Origin of the sequence: Pseudomonas germanica, assembly GCF_019614655.1 — a bacterium.
In the GTDB taxonomy this organism is placed as follows: Bacteria; Pseudomonadota; Gammaproteobacteria; order Pseudomonadales; family Pseudomonadaceae; genus Aquipseudomonas; species Aquipseudomonas neuropathica.
The window spans coordinates 2,833,038-2,849,560 of record NZ_CP071586.1; the positions used below are offsets into that span (position 1 = coordinate 2,833,038).

16 protein-coding genes are annotated in these 16,523 nt (G+C 59.4%); 8 read left to right on the forward strand and 8 right to left on the reverse strand.

The window, feature by feature from the left end; all coding sequences use genetic code 11:
- The first annotated feature begins 91 nt into the window (after positions 1–91).
- From miaE to J0G10_RS12645, 3 genes are all read left to right on the forward strand, one after another.
- Entirely contained in the window at positions 92–700 is a 609-nt protein-coding gene (gene miaE, locus J0G10_RS12635; RefSeq protein WP_095047457.1) for a tRNA-(ms[2]io[6]A)-hydroxylase, read from the forward strand.
- 212 nt (positions 701–912) lie between these two features.
- Positions 913–1,620, forward strand: coding sequence for a winged helix-turn-helix domain-containing protein (locus J0G10_RS12640; RefSeq protein ID WP_095125763.1), 708 nt, complete (start codon positions 913–915; stop codon positions 1,618–1,620).
- Positions 1,621–2,907: an ATP-binding protein gene (locus tag J0G10_RS12645; protein WP_095047455.1), complete on the forward strand. Its 1,287-nt coding sequence runs from the start codon at positions 1,621–1,623 to the stop codon at positions 2,905–2,907.
- Between the two features lie 161 nt (positions 2,908–3,068).
- Here the strand turns inward: J0G10_RS12645 and J0G10_RS12650 are convergent, their stop codons facing one another.
- A complete protein-coding gene (locus tag J0G10_RS12650) occupies positions 3,069–3,557 on the reverse strand; it encodes a GFA family protein (RefSeq protein WP_095047454.1) in 489 nt (162 codons plus the stop codon).
- Between the two features lie 138 nt (positions 3,558–3,695).
- Here J0G10_RS12650 and glsB point away from each other — a divergent pair, with 138 nt between their 5' ends.
- Entirely contained in the window at positions 3,696–4,604 is a 909-nt protein-coding gene (gene glsB, locus J0G10_RS12655; protein WP_007911001.1) for a glutaminase B, read from the forward strand.
- Between the two features lie 199 nt (positions 4,605–4,803).
- A complete protein-coding gene (locus J0G10_RS12660) occupies positions 4,804–6,306 on the forward strand; it encodes an aldehyde dehydrogenase family protein (protein ID WP_095047453.1) in 1,503 nt (500 codons plus the stop codon).
- A gap of 122 nt (positions 6,307–6,428) precedes the next feature.
- Here the strand turns inward: J0G10_RS12660 and J0G10_RS12665 are convergent, their stop codons facing one another.
- The 3 genes from J0G10_RS12665 to cynS all read right to left on the reverse strand — a co-directional run bounded on the left by J0G10_RS12665 (position 6,429) and on the right by cynS (position 7,885).
- On the reverse strand, positions 6,429–7,088 hold the full coding sequence (locus tag J0G10_RS12665; RefSeq protein WP_077573391.1) for a carbonic anhydrase: 660 nt from the start codon (positions 7,086–7,088) through the stop codon (positions 6,429–6,431).
- Positions 7,089–7,100: 12 nt separating this feature from the next.
- Positions 7,101–7,337: a DUF2790 domain-containing protein gene (locus tag J0G10_RS12670; RefSeq protein WP_095047452.1), complete on the reverse strand. Its 237-nt coding sequence runs from the start codon at positions 7,335–7,337 to the stop codon at positions 7,101–7,103.
- An 80-nt stretch (positions 7,338–7,417) separates the two neighbouring features.
- Entirely contained in the window at positions 7,418–7,885 is a 468-nt protein-coding gene (gene cynS / locus J0G10_RS12675) for a cyanase (protein WP_093437115.1), read from the reverse strand.
- Positions 7,886–8,005: 120 nt separating this feature from the next.
- Between cynS and cynR the strand changes: the two genes are divergently transcribed.
- Positions 8,006–8,893 carry a transcriptional regulator CynR gene (cynR, locus tag J0G10_RS12680; RefSeq protein WP_220558583.1) on the forward strand — a complete coding sequence of 296 codons (888 nt, stop codon included), beginning with the start codon at positions 8,006–8,008 and terminating at the stop codon, positions 8,891–8,893.
- 257 nt (positions 8,894–9,150) lie between these two features.
- On the opposite strand, the gene J0G10_RS12685 is transcribed toward cynR, so the two are convergent.
- From J0G10_RS12685 to J0G10_RS12695, 3 genes are all read right to left on the reverse strand, one after another.
- Positions 9,151–9,480 carry a hypothetical protein gene (locus tag J0G10_RS12685; RefSeq protein WP_093437124.1) on the reverse strand — a complete coding sequence of 110 codons (330 nt, stop codon included), beginning with the start codon at positions 9,478–9,480 and terminating at the stop codon, positions 9,151–9,153.
- Between the two features lie 510 nt (positions 9,481–9,990).
- Positions 9,991–10,494, reverse strand: a complete 504-nt coding sequence (locus J0G10_RS12690; RefSeq protein WP_220558584.1) for a GNAT family N-acetyltransferase — start codon at positions 10,492–10,494, stop codon at positions 9,991–9,993.
- 48 nt (positions 10,495–10,542) lie between these two features.
- Positions 10,543–12,486 carry a DNA topoisomerase III gene (locus J0G10_RS12695; protein WP_095125758.1) on the reverse strand — a complete coding sequence of 648 codons (1,944 nt, stop codon included), beginning with the start codon at positions 12,484–12,486 and terminating at the stop codon, positions 10,543–10,545.
- Positions 12,487–12,763: 277 nt separating this feature from the next.
- Here J0G10_RS12695 and J0G10_RS12700 point away from each other — a divergent pair, with 277 nt between their 5' ends.
- The gene (locus tag J0G10_RS12700; RefSeq protein ID WP_220558585.1) at positions 12,764–14,170 is read left to right on the forward strand and encodes a serralysin family metalloprotease; all 1,407 of its coding nucleotides are present in this window, start codon (positions 12,764–12,766) and stop codon (positions 14,168–14,170) included.
- A 290-nt stretch (positions 14,171–14,460) separates the two neighbouring features.
- A complete protein-coding gene (locus J0G10_RS12705; protein WP_093437143.1) occupies positions 14,461–14,829 on the forward strand; it encodes a DUF427 domain-containing protein in 369 nt (122 codons plus the stop codon).
- A 55-nt stretch (positions 14,830–14,884) separates the two neighbouring features.
- Here J0G10_RS12705 and J0G10_RS12710 read toward each other — a convergent pair whose 3' ends face one another.
- On the reverse strand, positions 14,885–16,507 hold the full coding sequence (locus J0G10_RS12710; protein WP_095047447.1) for an MFS transporter: 1,623 nt from the start codon (positions 16,505–16,507) through the stop codon (positions 14,885–14,887).
- Between the last annotated feature and the right edge of the window lie 16 nt (positions 16,508–16,523).

The following is a 16,523-nucleotide window of genomic DNA, read 5'->3' on the forward strand; positions in this document are numbered from 1 at the left end:
CTTGATGCATATCAACGCCAGCCGCTGGTGGTCTGCGGACAGGCCGGTATAATCGGCGCCCTTCGCTCGAACACCTTTTACCGTGAGCCCCATGATCCTTCCCGAAATCCACGAATTCCTTGGCTGCCGCACCCCCGACGCCTGGGTTCAGGCTGCACTGGCCGATCAGGAAACCCTGCTGATCGACCACAAGAACTGTGAGTTCAAGGCTGCCAGCACCGCCCTGAGCCTGATTGCCAAGTACCATTCCCACGTCGACCTGATCAACATGATGTCGCGTCTGGCCCGGGAAGAACTGGTGCACCACGAGCAGGTCATGCGCATCATGAAGCGGCGCAAGATCGAACTGCGCCAGCTCCACGCCGGTCGTTACGCTTCGGGCTTGCGCAAGGTAGTGCGCAGCCACGAGCCGGTGAAACTGGTGGATACGCTGGTGGTCGGCGCGTTTATCGAAGCGCGCAGTTGCGAGCGTTTCGAAGCACTGGTACCGCATTTGGACGAAGAACTCGGCAAGTTCTACTTTGGCCTGCTGAAAAGCGAGGCGCGGCATTTTCAGGGTTATCTGAAACTGGCCTATCAATACGGCGATGCGAAGGATATTGCTCAGGTCATCGAGAAAGTCCGCGCCGCCGAGCAGGAACTGATCGAGTCGCCGGATGAAGAATTCCGCTTCCACAGCGGTGTGCCTGTCGCGGCATAACCCTGTTCGAAAAAACAACGTCAAAATATCGCAGCCTTCGGCAGCTCCTACATTTGGAATGCGTTTCCCTGTAGGAGCTGCCGAAGGCTGCGATCTTTTGCGTTTGAATGTTAAAAACTCTTAAGAGTATGAAACATTACCGATAACGGACCTCCGCCTGCGATTGCCGCCATAATGCCGACCACTTCACACATGGGCGGCACACGGTCGTTATGGAAAACCTGGGTTTTGGCAAACTCCTGCTGGTGGAAGACGATGAGCGCCTCGCCGCGCTGATCGCCCACTTTCTCGAACAACACGGCTACGAGGTGCGCACGGTGCATCGCGGTGATCTGGCCGTGGCTGCCTTTCTCGAGTTCAAACCGAAAGTCGTGGTGCTCGACCTGATGTTGCCGGGGCAGAGCGGTTTGCACGTGTGCCGCGAGATTCGCAGTGTATCGGACACGCCGATCGTGATTCTGACGGCCAAGGAAGATGACCTCGACCATATCCTCGGTCTGGAGTCCGGCGCCGATGACTACGTGATCAAACCGATCAAACCACCGGTATTGCTGGCCCGGCTGCGAGCGCTGCAGCGGCGGCAGGTGCCGGATAGCAATGTCGTCAGTTTTCTGGAGTTCGGCCAGTTGAGCGTCGACCGCAGTTGCCGTGAAGTGCGGCTGGCGGGCGAGGTCATTGAAATGACCACCATGGAATTCGAGCTGCTGTGGTTGCTGGCCAGCGCGGCGGGCAAGGTGCTGTCGCGGGATGACATTCTCAATCGCATGCGCGGGATTGCCTTCGACGGGCTCAATCGCAGCGTCGACGTGTACATCAGCAAATTGCGCAACAAGCTCAAAGACAATCCCCGCGAGCCGATGTGCATCAAAACCGTGTGGGGCAAGGGGTATCTGTTCAATCCGTTCGCGTGGGAGCTGTAGATGCTGCGGTTATTTCTCGGGCTGTTTCTGGTCATGACGATAGGTCTGGTGCTGGCGCTGCAAACGGTCGAGCGTACTTTTGATGCCTTGCTCGATTATCAGATGCAGGACTACAACCGTGAGGCCGTGCGCGGCCAGGCCTGGACGTTGGGCCAGCAGCTGCGCGACCTCGACAGACCGGCCCGGGAACAACAGCTGGAAACGATCCGCCCGCATTACGGTTTGGGGCTGACGCTGGTCGACGCCTCTGAACTGGCCCTGAGCAACGAGGAAAAAGCCGAGCTGGCCAAAGGGCTGCTGGTGATCCGCGACAAGTACAACCAGTACATTTCTGCGATTGACGAGGGGCCGCAGTTGCTCAGCATCCGATTGCCGGCCGAGCCGAGCCTGATGCCGTTCTACATCGCCAGTGCCTACCTGATGATTGCCGTGTTGATCGGCATCGTCCTGTTTTTCTGGGTGCGCCCGCACTGGCGCGATCTGGAAAAACTGCGCCTGGCCGCCGAGCGTTTCGGCGATAACGACCTGTCGGTGCGCATTCAATTGTCGAAACGCTCGAACATTCGCGATCTGGCCGAACACTTCAATCTGATGGCGGCGCGCATCGAAGGGCTGATCGCCAATCAGCGTGAGCTGACCAATGCCGTGTCTCACGAACTGCGCACGCCGATTGCGCGGCTGTCGTTTGAACTCGACCAGCTTAAGCAACAGCCGGACGCCAGCCAGAACCGCGAGCTGATTGCCGACATGTACGCCGACCTTGGTGAACTGGAGGAGATGGTGTCCGAGCTGCTGACCTACGCCAGCCTTGAGCGCGGCGCGACGGTGATCAAGCGCGAAAACATCCAGGCTGCCAATTGGCTTGATAGCGTGGTTGGCAGCGTGGCGCTGGAGGCCGAAGCGGCGGGGGTGCAGTTGCTGATCGCGGATTGCCGGATCGACACAGTGCGCATCGAACCGCGATTCATGGCGCGGGCGGTGATCAATCTGCTGCGCAACGCGATTCGTTATGCCGAACAGCGGGTGGAAGTGACGCTGGAACGCACGGGCGATTATTACCAGGTGCGGGTTAACGACGATGGGCCGGGGGTGCCGGTGGACGGGCGCGAGAAAATCTTTGAACCGTTTTCGCGGCTGGATGCCAGTCGCGATCGCCGCACCGGCGGGTTTGGTTTGGGCCTGGCGTTGGTGCGACGGGTCTCGCAGTCCCATGGCGGGCAGGTTGAGGTGGGCGATTCGCCTTGGGGTGGGGCGTCGTTCCGGATGACCTGGGCGCATCTGGATTAATGCTGTGGCCTGTGCCGACCCCTTCGCGAGCAGGCTCGCTCCCACAAATGGAATGCGTTCTCCTGTGGGAGCGAGCCTGCTCGCGAAAGCGTCGGGTCAGTCAGCATGGGTGTGCCTATCCACCGCTATCGCGAGCAGACTCACTCCTATAGGGGCACTGTTCAGCGGGTCAAGCCGAGGCGCTCATGCCACTGGGCAATCGATTCTTCGGGATATTCGTCAAATTGCTGGTCCTTGGGTTTCACCTCGACTTCCACCCAGGTTGCTTTCGAACCGAGCATCAGATGCGTATGTTCCGGCGGCACCGGCAACGGCGTGTCGATGGCCGAGGCAAACGGGTGGATCAGTTCCGGCCATTCCGGGCTGAACAGCCACAAGCCGCTGCCGCACAGTGAACAGAAATGTCGTTCGGCGCTGCTGCGATGGGCGCGCTGGTCGCCTTCGTCTTTCATCTTCGCGTGGTAAATGCTGATGTGTTTGCGCCCGCGCACCTTGAGGCTGGTCGCGTCGCCGCCAAGGTTGATCGCACAACCGCCACCGCCCTGAGTCTTGCGACAGATCGAGCAATAGCAGCGTTGATAAGGGTAGGGATGGGCGCTGGTGAGACTGAACGTGACCTCGCCACAATGGCAGGAGCCTTCGAGTTGCATGGTTGCTCTCCCGTTTTTGAATGTGCGGTTGAGCCTAGAACATTCAGTGCGATGGCGGCCGGTGTGATTCGACGGGCGGGCGCAGCGTCTAGCCCCAGTGTCCCCGCAATCCCATGGGGCGAGACTTCGGAACCCGGCATGCAAGCGCTGTTGAACGAGATTCTTGACGCTGTCCGCCCGTTGATCGGGCAGGGCAAGGTGGCTGACTACATTCCTGCCCTCGGCACCGTGCCGGCCAATCAGCTGGGCATCGCCGTGTACGGCAACGACGGCGAGATGTATTGCGCCGGTGACGCCGAGACGCCGTTCTCGGTGCAGAGCATTTCCAAGGTGTTCAGCCTGGTGCAGGCGATCGATCATTCCGGCGAAGCGATCTGGGAACGCCTCGGACACGAGCCGTCCGGGCAACCGTTCAACTCGCTGGTGCAGCTGGAATTCGAGCGCGGTCGGCCACGCAACCCGTTCATCAATGCCGGCGCGCTGGTGATATGCGACATCAACCAGTCGCGCTTTGCTGCACCAACCCTGTCGATGCGTGATTTCGTCCGCCGACTGTCAGGCAATCCGCAGATCATGATCGACGGCAAAGTCGCCGACTCCGAATATCAACACCGTGCGCGCAATGCAGCGATGGCGTATCTGATGCAGTCGTTCGGCAACTTTCACAACGACGTCGAAGCGGTGTTGCGCAGCTATTTCAGCCACTGCGCGTTGCGCATGAACTGCATTGATCTGGCGCGGGCTTTCTGCTTTCTGGCCAACGACGGTTTCTGCAAACACAGCGGCGAACAGATCCTCACGCGTCGGCAAACCCAACAGGTCAACTCGATCATGGCTACCAGCGGCTTGTATGACGAAGCGGGCAACTTCGCTTATCGCGTTGGCTTGCCGGGCAAGAGCGGTGTCGGCGGCGGGATTGTCGCGGTGGTGCCGGGGCAGTTCACGGTGTGCGTGTGGTCGCCAGAATTGAATGCGGCGGGGAATTCGTTGGCGGGCATGGCGGCGCTGGAGATGCTTAGCGCGCGGATTGGCTGGTCAGTCTTCTGACCCGATCACACAGACACCACAAAACCCTGTGGGAGCTGGCTTGCCAGCGATGAGGGTCTGTCAGTCACTATAAATTGACTGAACCACCGCTATCGCTGGCAAGCCAGCTCCCACAGGTTTCTTAAGTGTTTGAAGAGGTGTATTTCATCGAGTAATCCGCTACATTTTCCGGCCGCTCCCTGCATGGTGAATCCGCTTCATGTCTCTCGCGCTCGAACGTCTAGTCGCTGGCACGCCGATCCCTTTCGCTGGTAACCGCGTCACCGTGGTCAGCCCCGAACTGGCCGCGCGCTTTCAGCCCGGTGACCATCTGCTGGTGGAGCAGGTCAGTGGCGAGTTGCTGTTGATTCCCGTGGCGGATCAGCAAGCGGCGTCCGTGGCGATCGAACGTGCGGCAGCGGCATTCACTGCGTTGTCGGCGGTGTCCGATGAGGCCATCAGCCAGTTTTTCGACCTGTTTGCGCAACGTCTGGAAACCCCTGCGTGCTGGGCACACATCGAAACCGCCAACCGCGCGGACATCGAACGGGCCAAGGCGCGCGGTCGTTCCACCACCCGATTGCTCGCCGATGAGCGCATGCGTGGCGACATGATCGCCGGTCTGCGCGCCTGGCGGGATGCCGCAGCCACGCGCGGTAAAGTCATCAGCAGCGTTGAGCATGATGGCTGGAAGGTCGAGCAAGTGGTTTCGCCGTTGGGCATCGTCGCGTTTGTCTTTGAAGGCCGGCCGAACGTGTTCGCCGACGCAGCCGGTGTCTTGCGCACTGGCAACACCGCCGTTTTGCGCATTGGCAGCGATGCGTTGGGCACCGCGCAGGCCATCGTCACTCATGCGTTGAACCCGGCGCTGGCCGATGCCGGTCTTCCGGCCGGCGCGGTGTCGTTGGTGGAAAGCGTCAATCATGCCGCCGGTTGGGCGATGTTCGCTGACCGGCGTTTGTCGCTGGCGGTGGCGCGCGGTTCGGGGCGTGCGGTCAGTCAACTGGGCAGCATTGCCCAGCAGGCCGGCACCGCCGTCAGCCTGCACGGCACGGGAGGTGCGTGGTTGATCGCTGATCGTGATGCGGATGCCCAACGTTTCGCCGCCGTGGTGCGCAACTCGCTGGATCGCAAAGTCTGCAATACGTTGAACGTCTGCCTGATCCAGCGTGATCGCGCGGCGGAACTGGTGCCGTTGTTTCTTGAGGCATTGCAACAGGCCGGCACCGCGCGTGGTCAGGGTTGCAAACTGCACATCGTCGAAGGCAGCGAAAGTTGCTTGCCGAGCGAGTGGCAGAACGCGACGGTCGAGGTCTATCGCGCCGAGGGCTATCAGACCGAAGCACTGGCCGAACCCTTGGCAGAGTCCGAGTTGGGCCGCGAGTGGGAGTGGGAAGAAACCCCGGAAGTCAGCCTGATGATCGTTGACGATCTGGATCATGCGATTGCGCTGTTCAACCGCTACAGCCCGCAATTTACCGTGTCGTTGATCAGCGAGGATGCGCAGGTTCAGGAGCGCTTTTACAACGCGGTCAACGCGCCGTTCGTGGGCAACGGCATTACTCGTTGGGTCGATGGGCAGTACGCGCTCAACAAACCAGAGTTGGGGCTTTCGAACTGGGAGAGTGGGCGCTTGTTTGCGCGCAGTGCGATTCTTTCGGGGGATGGCGTGTTCACTGTTCGTAGCCGCATGACCCAAGTAGACCTCACGGTAAAACGCTGATCTGGCGGACAATGATCGTTCCCACGCTCCAGCGTGGGAACGCAGCCCGTGACGCTCCGCGTCACTGGACGCAGAGCGTCCCCTGAGGCATTCCCACGCAGAGCGTGGGCACGAACAGATGCTCAGGCGGCGTGGGTGGTTTGTGCGTGGATCGCGCAAGTCGCCGGCTGTTCAGCCAGCGGCACAAACGTGCGGCGGTCGGCGGACAGCGCATCGATCGAGCCGGTCTCGATGTCATACACCCAGCCATGCAGATTCAGCAGGCCTTTCTCCTGAGCCAGACGTACGCTCGGGTGGGTCTGAATGTTTGCCAGTTGCGCGATCACGTTTTCGCGCACCATCGAACTCAACTTCGCCGCGTCATTGGCATGCGGCCGCGCTTCATTCACCACTTTTGCCGACTCGGCATGCTGCAGCCAGCCACTGACGGCGGGCAGGTGATCCATGCATTTGCACTGGGCAATCGCGGTCATCGCGCCGCAGTCCGAATGGCCGCAGATCACAATGTCGGTCACGCCGAGCACCGCCACCGCATATTCCACCGTTGCCGAAACCCCGCCCGGATGCGGGCTGTAGGACGGCACGATATTGCCGGCATTACGGATCACGAACAGCTCGCCGGGTTCTTGTTGAGTCAATAATTCTGGCACTACACGGCTGTCGGAACAGGTGATGAACAAGGTGCCGGGCTGTTGCGTGGTCGCCAGGTGTTTGAACAGTTCGGTGCGTTGCGGAAACGCTTCGTTCTGGAATTTCAGGAAGCCATCAATCAGGTTTTTCATGGTGTTGTCCTCTTAGTTCGAGCAACCGCTGCCGAATTCGCTGTATTGAAGAACGTGTTTGCCACCGTGGCTGTCCAGATACGTCATCTCCACCGGCACCACGCCACACACATCGGCAACCGGGGTAATGTTCAGCACTTGGGCGATATCCATCTGCATGCCATAGCGGTAGGCAACGGCCTCGTCAGCGGCAGATGCCTGGACGGAAAAGCCGCCGAGCAGGGCCAGGATCAGTAGAATTTTTTGCATGGGGCAGCCTCCAGACGCAGTGGTGACGGGTAACCATTTGGGGTGGGTTGGCCCGCACGCAGGGTGCGGGCCGGTGCGGATCAGAACGGACGCAGGGGCAGGAACTTGCCGTCGAGGGTGACCACAGCGCGGGAGCCGCCTTCCGGGTCTTCAACTTTCTTGATGTCGAGCTTGAAGTTGATCGCGCTGATGATGCCGTCGCCGAACTGTTCGTGAACCAGGGCCTTGAGGGTGGTGCCGTAGATCTGGATCATCTCGTGGAAGCGGTAGATGGTCGGGTCGGTCGGCACGCCGCTGAGGCTGCCACGCAGCGGGATGATCTGCATCGCCGCGACGTCTTCAGCGCTCAGTTCCAGCTTGTCACCGACCACTTGGGCGGCGTTTTCCGGCAGCGGGTGCTGACCGAGCAGGGCAGCGGTGACGTACGCCAGGCTCAGGCCGGTGTCGTCGGCGAGATCCTGCCACGACAGATCTTTGCGTGCCTTGGCGTCGAGAATGCGGGTGGTCAGGGCCAGGCTGGTGTCGTTGTAGGCGTGGGACTGTTGCATGGTGTCACTCCTTTCAGGGGTTGGCTTGCTGTGTGGGATTGATCTTCTGCCGATTCATCCATAGCGTCCAAGACCGATATACAATGCTTGGCATAAGTCCTGCCTATAGATGGTGTTCCCATGCTGCTGCGACATTTGCGTTACCTGCTGGCCGTTGCCGATCACGGCGGCTTTACCCGTGCCGCCGAGGCATTGCATGTTTCACAGCCGACCTTGTCGCAGCAGATTCGCCAACTGGAAGAGACACTGGGGGTCAATCTGTTTGATCGCACCTCGCGGACGGTCAAACCCACCGATGCTGGCGAGGCCTACATCGAATGCGCGCGACGGGTGCTGGTGGAGCTGGAGGCGGGCAAGCGCGCGTTGCATGACGTGAAGGATTTGTCTCGCGGGACGTTGCGTCTGGCGATGACACCGACGTTCATGGCGTACCTGGTCGGACCGTTGGTGCGCGACTTTGCCGCGCGCTATCCGGGGATTCATTTGCAGATTTTCGAGCTGTCGATGGACGACATCGAGGCGGGGTTAGCGGATGATTCGCTGGATATTGCGATTGCGTTTACGCCGGTGCGCAATGCTGATATCGAATGCATTCCGGCGTTTACCGAAACGTTGGGGATCATGGTCGGGCGTGAGCACCCGCTGTATGACAGCCACTCGTTACTGACGCCGGAAGATATTGCTTCACTGGATTTCGCCTTGTTGGCGCCGGACTTCATCACGCGGTTATCGGTGGATGAATATTTCCGTCAGCACGCAATTACGCCGCAGGTGCGGATTGAGGTGAATTCGGTGAGTACGTTGCTGGAAGTGGTGCGGCACTCACCGCTGGCGACGATGCTGCCGCAGGCGATTGCGACGGAGGATCGGGCATTGCGCCGGTTGCGCGTGGAGAGCGAGGCGCCGCAGCGTGGAGCGGCGTTGTTGCGGCGGCGCAATAATTATCACAGTGCGGCGGCGGTGGCGTTTGCTGAAATGGTGTTGGGCTGGGGGATGCCCTCACCCTAACCCTCTCCCAAGGGGAGAGGGGACTGACCGAGAGATGTTGGAGTAATACGCCGACCTGAAAGTGTTTTGCTGAATCCATAATCAACTCGGTGTTCCGGGTTGACGGATGACTTGAGATCACTCGATCGGCTCCCTCTCCCTCGGGAGAGGGCTGGGGTGAGGGGCTACAATTCCAGTCACGCCAAATCAATGCAAGCGAACAAAAAAAGGCCTGCTTCCTTTAAGGAAGCAGGCCTTTCAATTATTTAATTACTAGCTCAGCAGAACCGATCAATCACCCGAACTTCATTCTTATTCTGCATCGAATCCCACGCCTGTTTCAGCGTTTGCAGAACATTCCCGATGAAGTCCTTGTCGGCCGCGGCTTTCTTGCCAACATAACCGTGGCCGCGGCGGTACATCTTCAAGCGGGCCAGCAGGTTCTGATGATTGCGGTCGAACTCGTCTTCGTCAGCATGGGTCGCCAGGCAGTCGATATGCACCTGACCCGACTTGCTGATCCAGAGAATATGGCTGTCATGGCTGTCTTTCTGCGCAGCGAACATACGAGCCAGTTCTTCGATAGTAGGTTGATTGTTCAGATTCATGATATTGCCCCTTGACCAGTCTGGTGATCTTTCAAAGTTGATTCGCTAATACAGGTAGCCCATCGGTTAGTTGATCCCTGGCACCGAAACCAGGACGTCAGCGCTCGCCCGTGTGAAGTACGGGGTCGTGCATCTGTTGCATGTAGTCGTGTTGAATAACTGCTACGCAATAGCGTCACAACGAGGAGAAGCAGCGAAAACCGGGAGGCTCCTTGACGACATTTACCGTGTCGACCACAAGCGTCTTGAGAATTTTCGCCAGCGCTTCTCGTCCTTGTACTGGACGTTCAGGCCAGGTCAGCTTCTTCAATCTGCCTTGTGGGCAGCGTGTATCCGGAAAAAACAACTCGGCGGTCAGACGAGTTTGCTCAAGCGTGTTACTGGTGTTCCCGATCGGGGAACGTCTTCATCATGCAAAAGCAAAACGACGCCGTCAACGGTTTTGTAGTGATTATTTTTGCTCACTACATATTGTCGGACAAAGCTGTTTTGGAATGAGAAAGAATCCGTTCAGGCAACGGAAAAAGGCGTTCGCAGCACGTAGAAGGTGCACGGATAGCCGTCCACTTCACGCTGCTGCAGGGTGAAGTGGCCGTCGCTCAATAAAGGAATCAGCCTGGCCCAGAAGCGCTGTGCCGGCAGGTTGGCGTCGATATGGAAAATCTGCCATTGACCGGGGATGCGGCTCAAGAGGGCAGAGACGACAAACTGCGCGACGCCTTGGCCACGAAAGCGTCGGGCGATGAAGAAGTAGCCGATGTTGTGTTCGGCCCCGGCGATGTGGATTTCGTTATCGACGGTCACGAAACCGGCGAGTTCGCCATTGACGTGAATCAGGAACGGTTGGGTGGTCGGGTGACGCCAATAGCCGATTTTCGGCTGGATCGAGAAAAAGCCGTGCTCGGCGAGCTTCAGCGGCAGCCATTCGCTGAAGTCGTACATGTAGAACTGCATGAGGTTTTCGATGATATCCAGCTCATCGCGCTGAGCGGGGTGCAGTTCGATATTGGCCATGCGCAGGGTTCCTGAAAGTGCTGAGCCTTGCAGAAACACTAGCGGGTTTTATTTGCCTGACGGTTTCGCTGTGCGTTTTGTCGTACCCGTGGTTTTGCTGCGGGTCGATTTGCGTTTTTTCTTCCACGGGGCCGCCGCTTTACCGGCTGGTGGCGGGCCGCTGATGGTCAGGCTGAGACTGGAACAGCGCGTCACCTGTTTGCTCATCCACGCTGCCTGTTTGGTGACGAACTCTTCCAGACTCATTTCGCCACTTTGCACCATGTCCAGCGCCTGCTCCCAGATGGCCGTGGTGCCGGGGTCGGCAATTGCGCGGGGCACCGCGTCGATCAGGCTGAACGCCGCCGGGGTAGCGGCGAGGGCCTTGCCGTTTTTCACCAGATAGCCACGGTCAAGCAAGCCCTGAATGATCGAGGCGCGGGTCGCTTCTGTGCCGATCCCGGTGGTGTCCTTGAGCTTCTGTTTGAGCAGCGGATCTTCCACCAGTTTGGCGACGTTTTTCATCGCCTTGATCAGATCGCCTTCGGTGTAGGGTTTGGGCGGTTGCGTCCACAGATCCTTGAACTTGACGTCAGCCACCGCGCACTCAACGCCTTGCGTAAGTGCCGGCAAGGTTTGCGGTACCGGTGCCTCGCGGCCCTTGGCCGCTGCCAGCGCCTCGGGCAGTGCGCGTTTCCAGCCCGGTTCGATGATCTGCTTGCCGACCGCACGCAACGCTTCACCAGCGCAATCGAAATCGGCCTGGGTGCGATCGTATTCGTGATTGGGCAGGAACTGCGCCAGATAGCGCGCACGTATCAGTGTGTAGACCGCGCGGTGTTTGCCGGTCAGGCGCTCTAGATTCTTCGCTGCAGCGGTGGGAATGATGCCGTGGTGCGCGCTGACCTTGGCGTCGTTCCACGCGCGGGATTTGCGTTGCGGCTCCAGAAACCCGTTGAGCGCCTCAAGGCCCGGATCGGCCTGACGCAGCGCGGCGAGAATCCCCGGCGCCTCACTGTGCTGGCTCAGCGGCAAATAACCGCAATCACTGCGTGGATACGTGACGACTTTGTAGGTTTCGTAGAGAGCCTGGGCGATGTCGAGGGTTTCCTGCGCGCCGAGGCCGAGTTTCTTCGAGCAGACTTCCTGCAAAGTGCCGAGATCGAAGGGCAGGGGCGCCACCTCGCGCAGGCGCTCGGTTTTCAGTTTGACCACCCGGGCACTCGCAGCGCTGCTGATCGCAGCCGCCGCTTGCTGGGCCAACGCCTGATTCAGGCAGCGATCCTGATCGTCACAGGTATCCGACGGCGCACGCCACTGCGCAGTAAACGGTATGCCGTTGTGCAGCAGATCGACATCAATCGCCCAGAACGGCACTGGCACGAAATCGGCGATGCTGCGGTCACGATCCACCACCAGGCGCAAGGTCGGCGTCTGCACCCGGCCCACCGGCAACACGCCCTGATAACCCGATTGCCGACCCAGCAGCGTGAATAGCCGGCTCATGTTCATGCCGATCAGCCAGTCCGCCCGCGAGCGGCCCAGCGCCGAGTGATACAGGCTGAAGGTTTCGGCCCCCGGCTTCAATGCCGCCAGGGCTTTGCGGATCGAAGCTTCGTCCAGCGCCGACAGCCACAAACGCCGGATCGGCCCGCGATAGCGACAGTGCTCGACCAGTTCCCGGGCGATCATCTCGCCCTCACGGTCGGCGTCGGTGGCGATGATCAGCTCGCTGGCTTCACCGAGCAGGCGTTTGACCGCTTTGTACTGGCTGGCGGTGCGCGGTTTGACGGTCATTTTCCACTTGTCCGGGATGATCGGCAGATCGGCCAGGACCCAGCGCTTGTAGCGGGGGTCGTAGGCGTCCGGCGGGGCGGTTTCGAGCAAGTGGCCGATGCACCAGGTCACCGTGACGTCTGTTCCCAGCCAGCAGCCGTCACCCCGACGCCTGGCGCCGAGCACGGCCGCAATGTCTTTGGCCTGAGAAGGTTTTTCACAGAGGTACAACCGCATAACCACCCACGTCGATCAAGGTCCGCACAGGTGCACAGAATGGCCGGACTTGGCGTCAGCAGCAACTTTTATCTGTATGGATATACAGATAAAAAGCATTGCAGCACATGACGGGTAATACAGGGACGCAGCCCGGGCTATCGAGAAATTGATTAGCCTGCGGTTTACACCTGTGTCAGGTTTTTCAGCGATTCAAACACGCGAGTGACAGGACGATCTCGCCAGAAGATCGCCGTGGTCTGTCGACACTGACTACTCAGAAACAAGGAAGTCCACCATGGCTCAAGCCAAATCCAAAACCACCAGCGCCTTCGACGAAATCGATACGTTCAGCCACCTGTATGACCGTGGTGTCGGGCTGGTCAATGGCAAACCCTCATTTACCGCTGACCAGGCCGCTGATGAAATCCTGCGTAAAGGCCTGTCGTGGGGCGACAAGAATGCTGATGGCAAGATCGACCTCAGCTACAGCTTTCTGACCGACAAACCGGCGAACTACAACGTCAAGCTGGGCAACTTCAGCGAGTTCAGCGCCCAGCAAAAAGCCCAGGCTGTGCTGGCCATGCAATCCTGGGCCGACGTCGCCAACGTCACCTTTAGCGAAGGCAAGGGCGGCGATGGCCACATGACGTTCGGCAACTACGACGTCAGCACCGGTGGTGCGGCATTCGCTTATCTGCCCAGCGGCGGTGGCTATGACGGCCAGTCGTGGTACCTGATCAACGATCAATATCAGGTCAACAAAACTCCGGACACCAACAACTACGGGCGCCAGACCCTGACCCACGAGATCGGTCACACCCTCGGCCTGTCGCACCCGGGTGCGTACAACGCCGGCAACGGCAACCCGACTTACAACGATGCCAAGTACGCTGAAGACACCCGTGGCTACAGCCTGATGAGCTATTGGAACGAAGCCAATACCGATCAGAATTTCAGCAAGGACGGCAGCGGCGCATACGCCTCGGCGCCGTTGCTGGACGATATCGTTGCGGTGCAAAAACTCTACGGCGCCAACTACGCGACCCGCGCCGATGACACCACGTATGGTTTCAATTCCAATGCCGAGCGCGACTTTTACAGTGCCACTTCGACATCTTCCAAAGTGGTGTTTTCGGTGTGGGACGGCGGCGGCAACGATACGCTGGACTTCTCCGGCTTCAGCCAGAACCAGAAGATCAACCTCAATGAAGGTTCGTTCTCCGATGTTGGTGGCTTGGTGGGCAACGTTTCCATCGCTCACGGCGTGACCGTGGAAAATGCCATCAGTGGCTCAGGCAATGACCTGCTGATCGGCAACGCCGTTGCCAACGAGCTGGTCGGCGGTGCCGGTAATGACATCATTTACGGTGGTGGCGGTGGCGACACCTTGTGGGGTGGTGAAGGTGCGGATACTTTCGTGTTCGGTGCTGCCAGCGATTCAACTATGACTGCGCCGGACTGGATCATGGATTTCACCAGCGGCCTGGACAAGATCGACCTGTCGGGGATCGCCGGTTTCGCCACGGGCGCGGCGTCGCTGAATTTTGTCAGCGGTTTCACCGGGCATGCCGGCGATGCGATCCTGACTTACTTCGCGCAGACCAATCAGACCAGCCTGATGGTTGATCTGACGGGGCAGGGTTCGGTGGACTTTGCTGTGGGTGTGGTTGGGCAGGCGGTGGCGGCTGATATTGTGGCGTGATGCCTGGAGAGCGGCCCTCACCCTAACCCTCTCCCAGTGGGAGAGGGGACTGATTGGGGGATGCTACAGAAATACATCGACCTGATAGCGCGATGCCGAATCCATAATCGACACTGCAATATCAGGTCGATGTAGAACGAAAGACACCCCCGTAGGCTCCCTCTCCCTCGGGGAGAGGGCTGGGGTGAGGGGCTTTTGATGTTGAAGGGCCGTTCGGCTGCAAACCCACCCCAACCAGAACCAATGAGCTATACCTGAACCGGTCTCTTCGCCGTATCCAGGAGAACCCCATGAAAAGCTCCGGCCCTAGTCCCGTCATTGCCCTCGAACAACTTCCCGGCTGCCTGATAGTGAAATTCCACGGCATTCAGGTCGCGGCCTCGTCCCACGTACTGATCCTCAACGAAGCCAACTACCCGCCGGTCTATTACGTCCCCCGCGAAGACATCGACGAAAAGTATTTCGCCCGCACCGATCACACCAGTTATTGCCCGTACAAGGGCGACGCCAATTACTTCAGTCTGCAAGTGCCGGGGCATGAAGGGGCGAATGCGGTGTGGACTTATGAGAAACCGAAAATCTCGGTTGGTCCGATCAAGGACTACGTGGCGTTTTATCCGGATCAGGTGAAGTTCGAAGTGATCAAGGCTGATGCCTGAGCAAAAAAAACGGCGAGGGTCAAAGCCCTCGCCGATTGAGTTGTCAGGTTGAGTTTCAGTTCTTGTCGAGATCTATATTCTTCGTCTCACGCAAACAGATCATCCCCACCACCAGGCTCACCCCGGTAATCAGCACTGGATACCACAGCCCATAAAAGATGTCCCCGGTGTACACCACCAGCGCAAACGACACCGTCGGCAGAAACCCGCCAAACCAGCCGTTGCCGATGTGGTATGGCAGCGACATCGAGGTGTAGCGAATGCGTGTCGGGAACAGTTCGACCATCAGCGCCGCGAGCGGGCCGTAGCACATGGCCGAGATGATGATCAGCGCCACGATCAGGGCAACGATCATTGGCTTGTTGATCTGCTGCAAATCGGCCTGTTGCGGGTAGCCGGCCAGGGTGATCGCGCCGCGCAGTGCGGCCTCGTCGAAGCCATCGAGTTTGACGTCGCCGACGCTCACTTGCACGGCGCTGCCGGCCGGGGCGGCGGCGCTGGAGTAGGGCAGGCCCTGTTTGACCAGGAAGGTTTTGACCTTGTCGCACGGGCTGTCGAATTTGGCTTTGCCCACCGGGTCGAACTGAAAGGTGCAGGTCGCCGGATCCGCCAGTACGGTGATCGGTGCCTGACGGCTGGCCTGATCGATCGCCGGGTTGGCGTAGTGCGCGAGGGATTTGAAGATCGGGAAGTACAGCGCCGTGGCCAGCAGCAAGCCGAGCATCAGCACTGGTTTACGGCCGACCTTGTCCGACAGCCAGCCGAAAAAGATGAAGAACGGCGCGCCGATCACCACGCTGATGATCAGCAAGGTGTTGGCCACCGCCGGATCCATTTTCAGGAACTGGGTCAGGAAGAACAGCACGTAAAACTGCGCGGCGTAAAAGGTCACCGCTTGCCCGGCGTTGATGCTGAACAGGGCGATCAACACGACTTTGAGGTTTTCCCATTTGCCGAAGGATTCGCGGATCGGCGCTTTCGAGGTTTTGCCTTCCTCTTTCATTTTCAGGTACGCCGGCGACTCGTGCAGGCTCAGGCGAATCCAGGTGGAGATGCCCAGCAACACGATCGACAATAGGAACGGAATGCGCCAGCCCCAGACTTCAAACTGATCGCCGGTGAAGTATCGGCAACCGAGCACCACCAGCAGCGACAGCAACAGGCCGAGGGTGGCGGTGGACTGAATCCAACTGGTGTGGAAGCCGCGTTTGCCGATTGGCGCATGCTCGGCCACATAGGTCGCAGCGCCGCCGTATTCACCGCCGAGCGCCAGGCCCTGAAGCATGCGCAGCACCACCAGAATGATCGGCGCGGCGATGCCGATGCTGGCGTAGGTCGGCAGCAGACCGACGCAGAACGTCGCCACGCCCATCAGGATGATCGTCGCGAGAAAGGTGTATTTGCGCCCGATCATATCGCCCAACCGACCGAACACCAGCGCCCCGAACGGCCGCACGATGAAGCCTGCGGCGAAGGCCATCAGCGCAAAGATGAACGCCGTGGTGTCGTTGACTCCGGCGAAAAACTGCTTGCTGATCACCGCCGCGAGGGCGCCATAGAGGAAGAAGTCATACCACTCGAACACCGTCCCCAGTGAGGAAGCGAAGATGACTTTGCGTGTATCCGGGCTGGTTTCCGCGCTGCGCACGGCGTCCAGCGGCTGAACGTGTTCTGACATATCGGTATCCCTCACA

Coding starts and splice junctions, on each gene's coding strand:
- J0G10_RS12700 (WP_220558585.1), top strand. CDS start 12,764: ATGGCTCAAGCCAAATCCAAAACCACCAGCGCCTTCGACGAAATCGAT.
- J0G10_RS12710 (WP_095047447.1), bottom strand. CDS start 16,507: ATGTCAGAACACGTTCAGCCGCTGGACGCCGTGCGCAGCGCGGAAACC.
- J0G10_RS12670 (WP_095047452.1), bottom strand. CDS start 7,337: ATGCAAAAAATTCTACTGATCCTGGCCCTGCTCGGCGGCTTTTCCGTC.
- J0G10_RS12640 (WP_095125763.1), top strand. CDS start 913: ATGGAAAACCTGGGTTTTGGCAAACTCCTGCTGGTGGAAGACGATGAG.
- J0G10_RS12695 (WP_095125758.1), bottom strand. CDS start 12,486: ATGCGGTTGTACCTCTGTGAAAAACCTTCTCAGGCCAAAGACATTGCG.
- J0G10_RS12660 (WP_095047453.1), top strand. CDS start 4,804: ATGTCTCTCGCGCTCGAACGTCTAGTCGCTGGCACGCCGATCCCTTTC.
- J0G10_RS12690 (WP_220558584.1), bottom strand. CDS start 10,494: ATGGCCAATATCGAACTGCACCCCGCTCAGCGCGATGAGCTGGATATC.
- J0G10_RS12685 (WP_093437124.1), bottom strand. CDS start 9,480: ATGAATCTGAACAATCAACCTACTATCGAAGAACTGGCTCGTATGTTC.
- miaE (WP_095047457.1), top strand. CDS start 92: ATGATCCTTCCCGAAATCCACGAATTCCTTGGCTGCCGCACCCCCGAC.
- J0G10_RS12665 (WP_077573391.1), bottom strand. CDS start 7,088: ATGAAAAACCTGATTGATGGCTTCCTGAAATTCCAGAACGAAGCGTTT.
- glsB (WP_007911001.1), top strand. CDS start 3,696: ATGCAAGCGCTGTTGAACGAGATTCTTGACGCTGTCCGCCCGTTGATC.
- J0G10_RS12645 (WP_095047455.1), top strand. CDS start 1,621: ATGCTGCGGTTATTTCTCGGGCTGTTTCTGGTCATGACGATAGGTCTG.
- cynR (WP_220558583.1), top strand. CDS start 8,006: ATGCTGCTGCGACATTTGCGTTACCTGCTGGCCGTTGCCGATCACGGC.
- cynS (WP_093437115.1), bottom strand. CDS start 7,885: ATGCAACAGTCCCACGCCTACAACGACACCAGCCTGGCCCTGACCACC.
- J0G10_RS12705 (WP_093437143.1), top strand. CDS start 14,461: ATGAAAAGCTCCGGCCCTAGTCCCGTCATTGCCCTCGAACAACTTCCC.
- J0G10_RS12650 (WP_095047454.1), bottom strand. CDS start 3,557: ATGCAACTCGAAGGCTCCTGCCATTGTGGCGAGGTCACGTTCAGTCTC.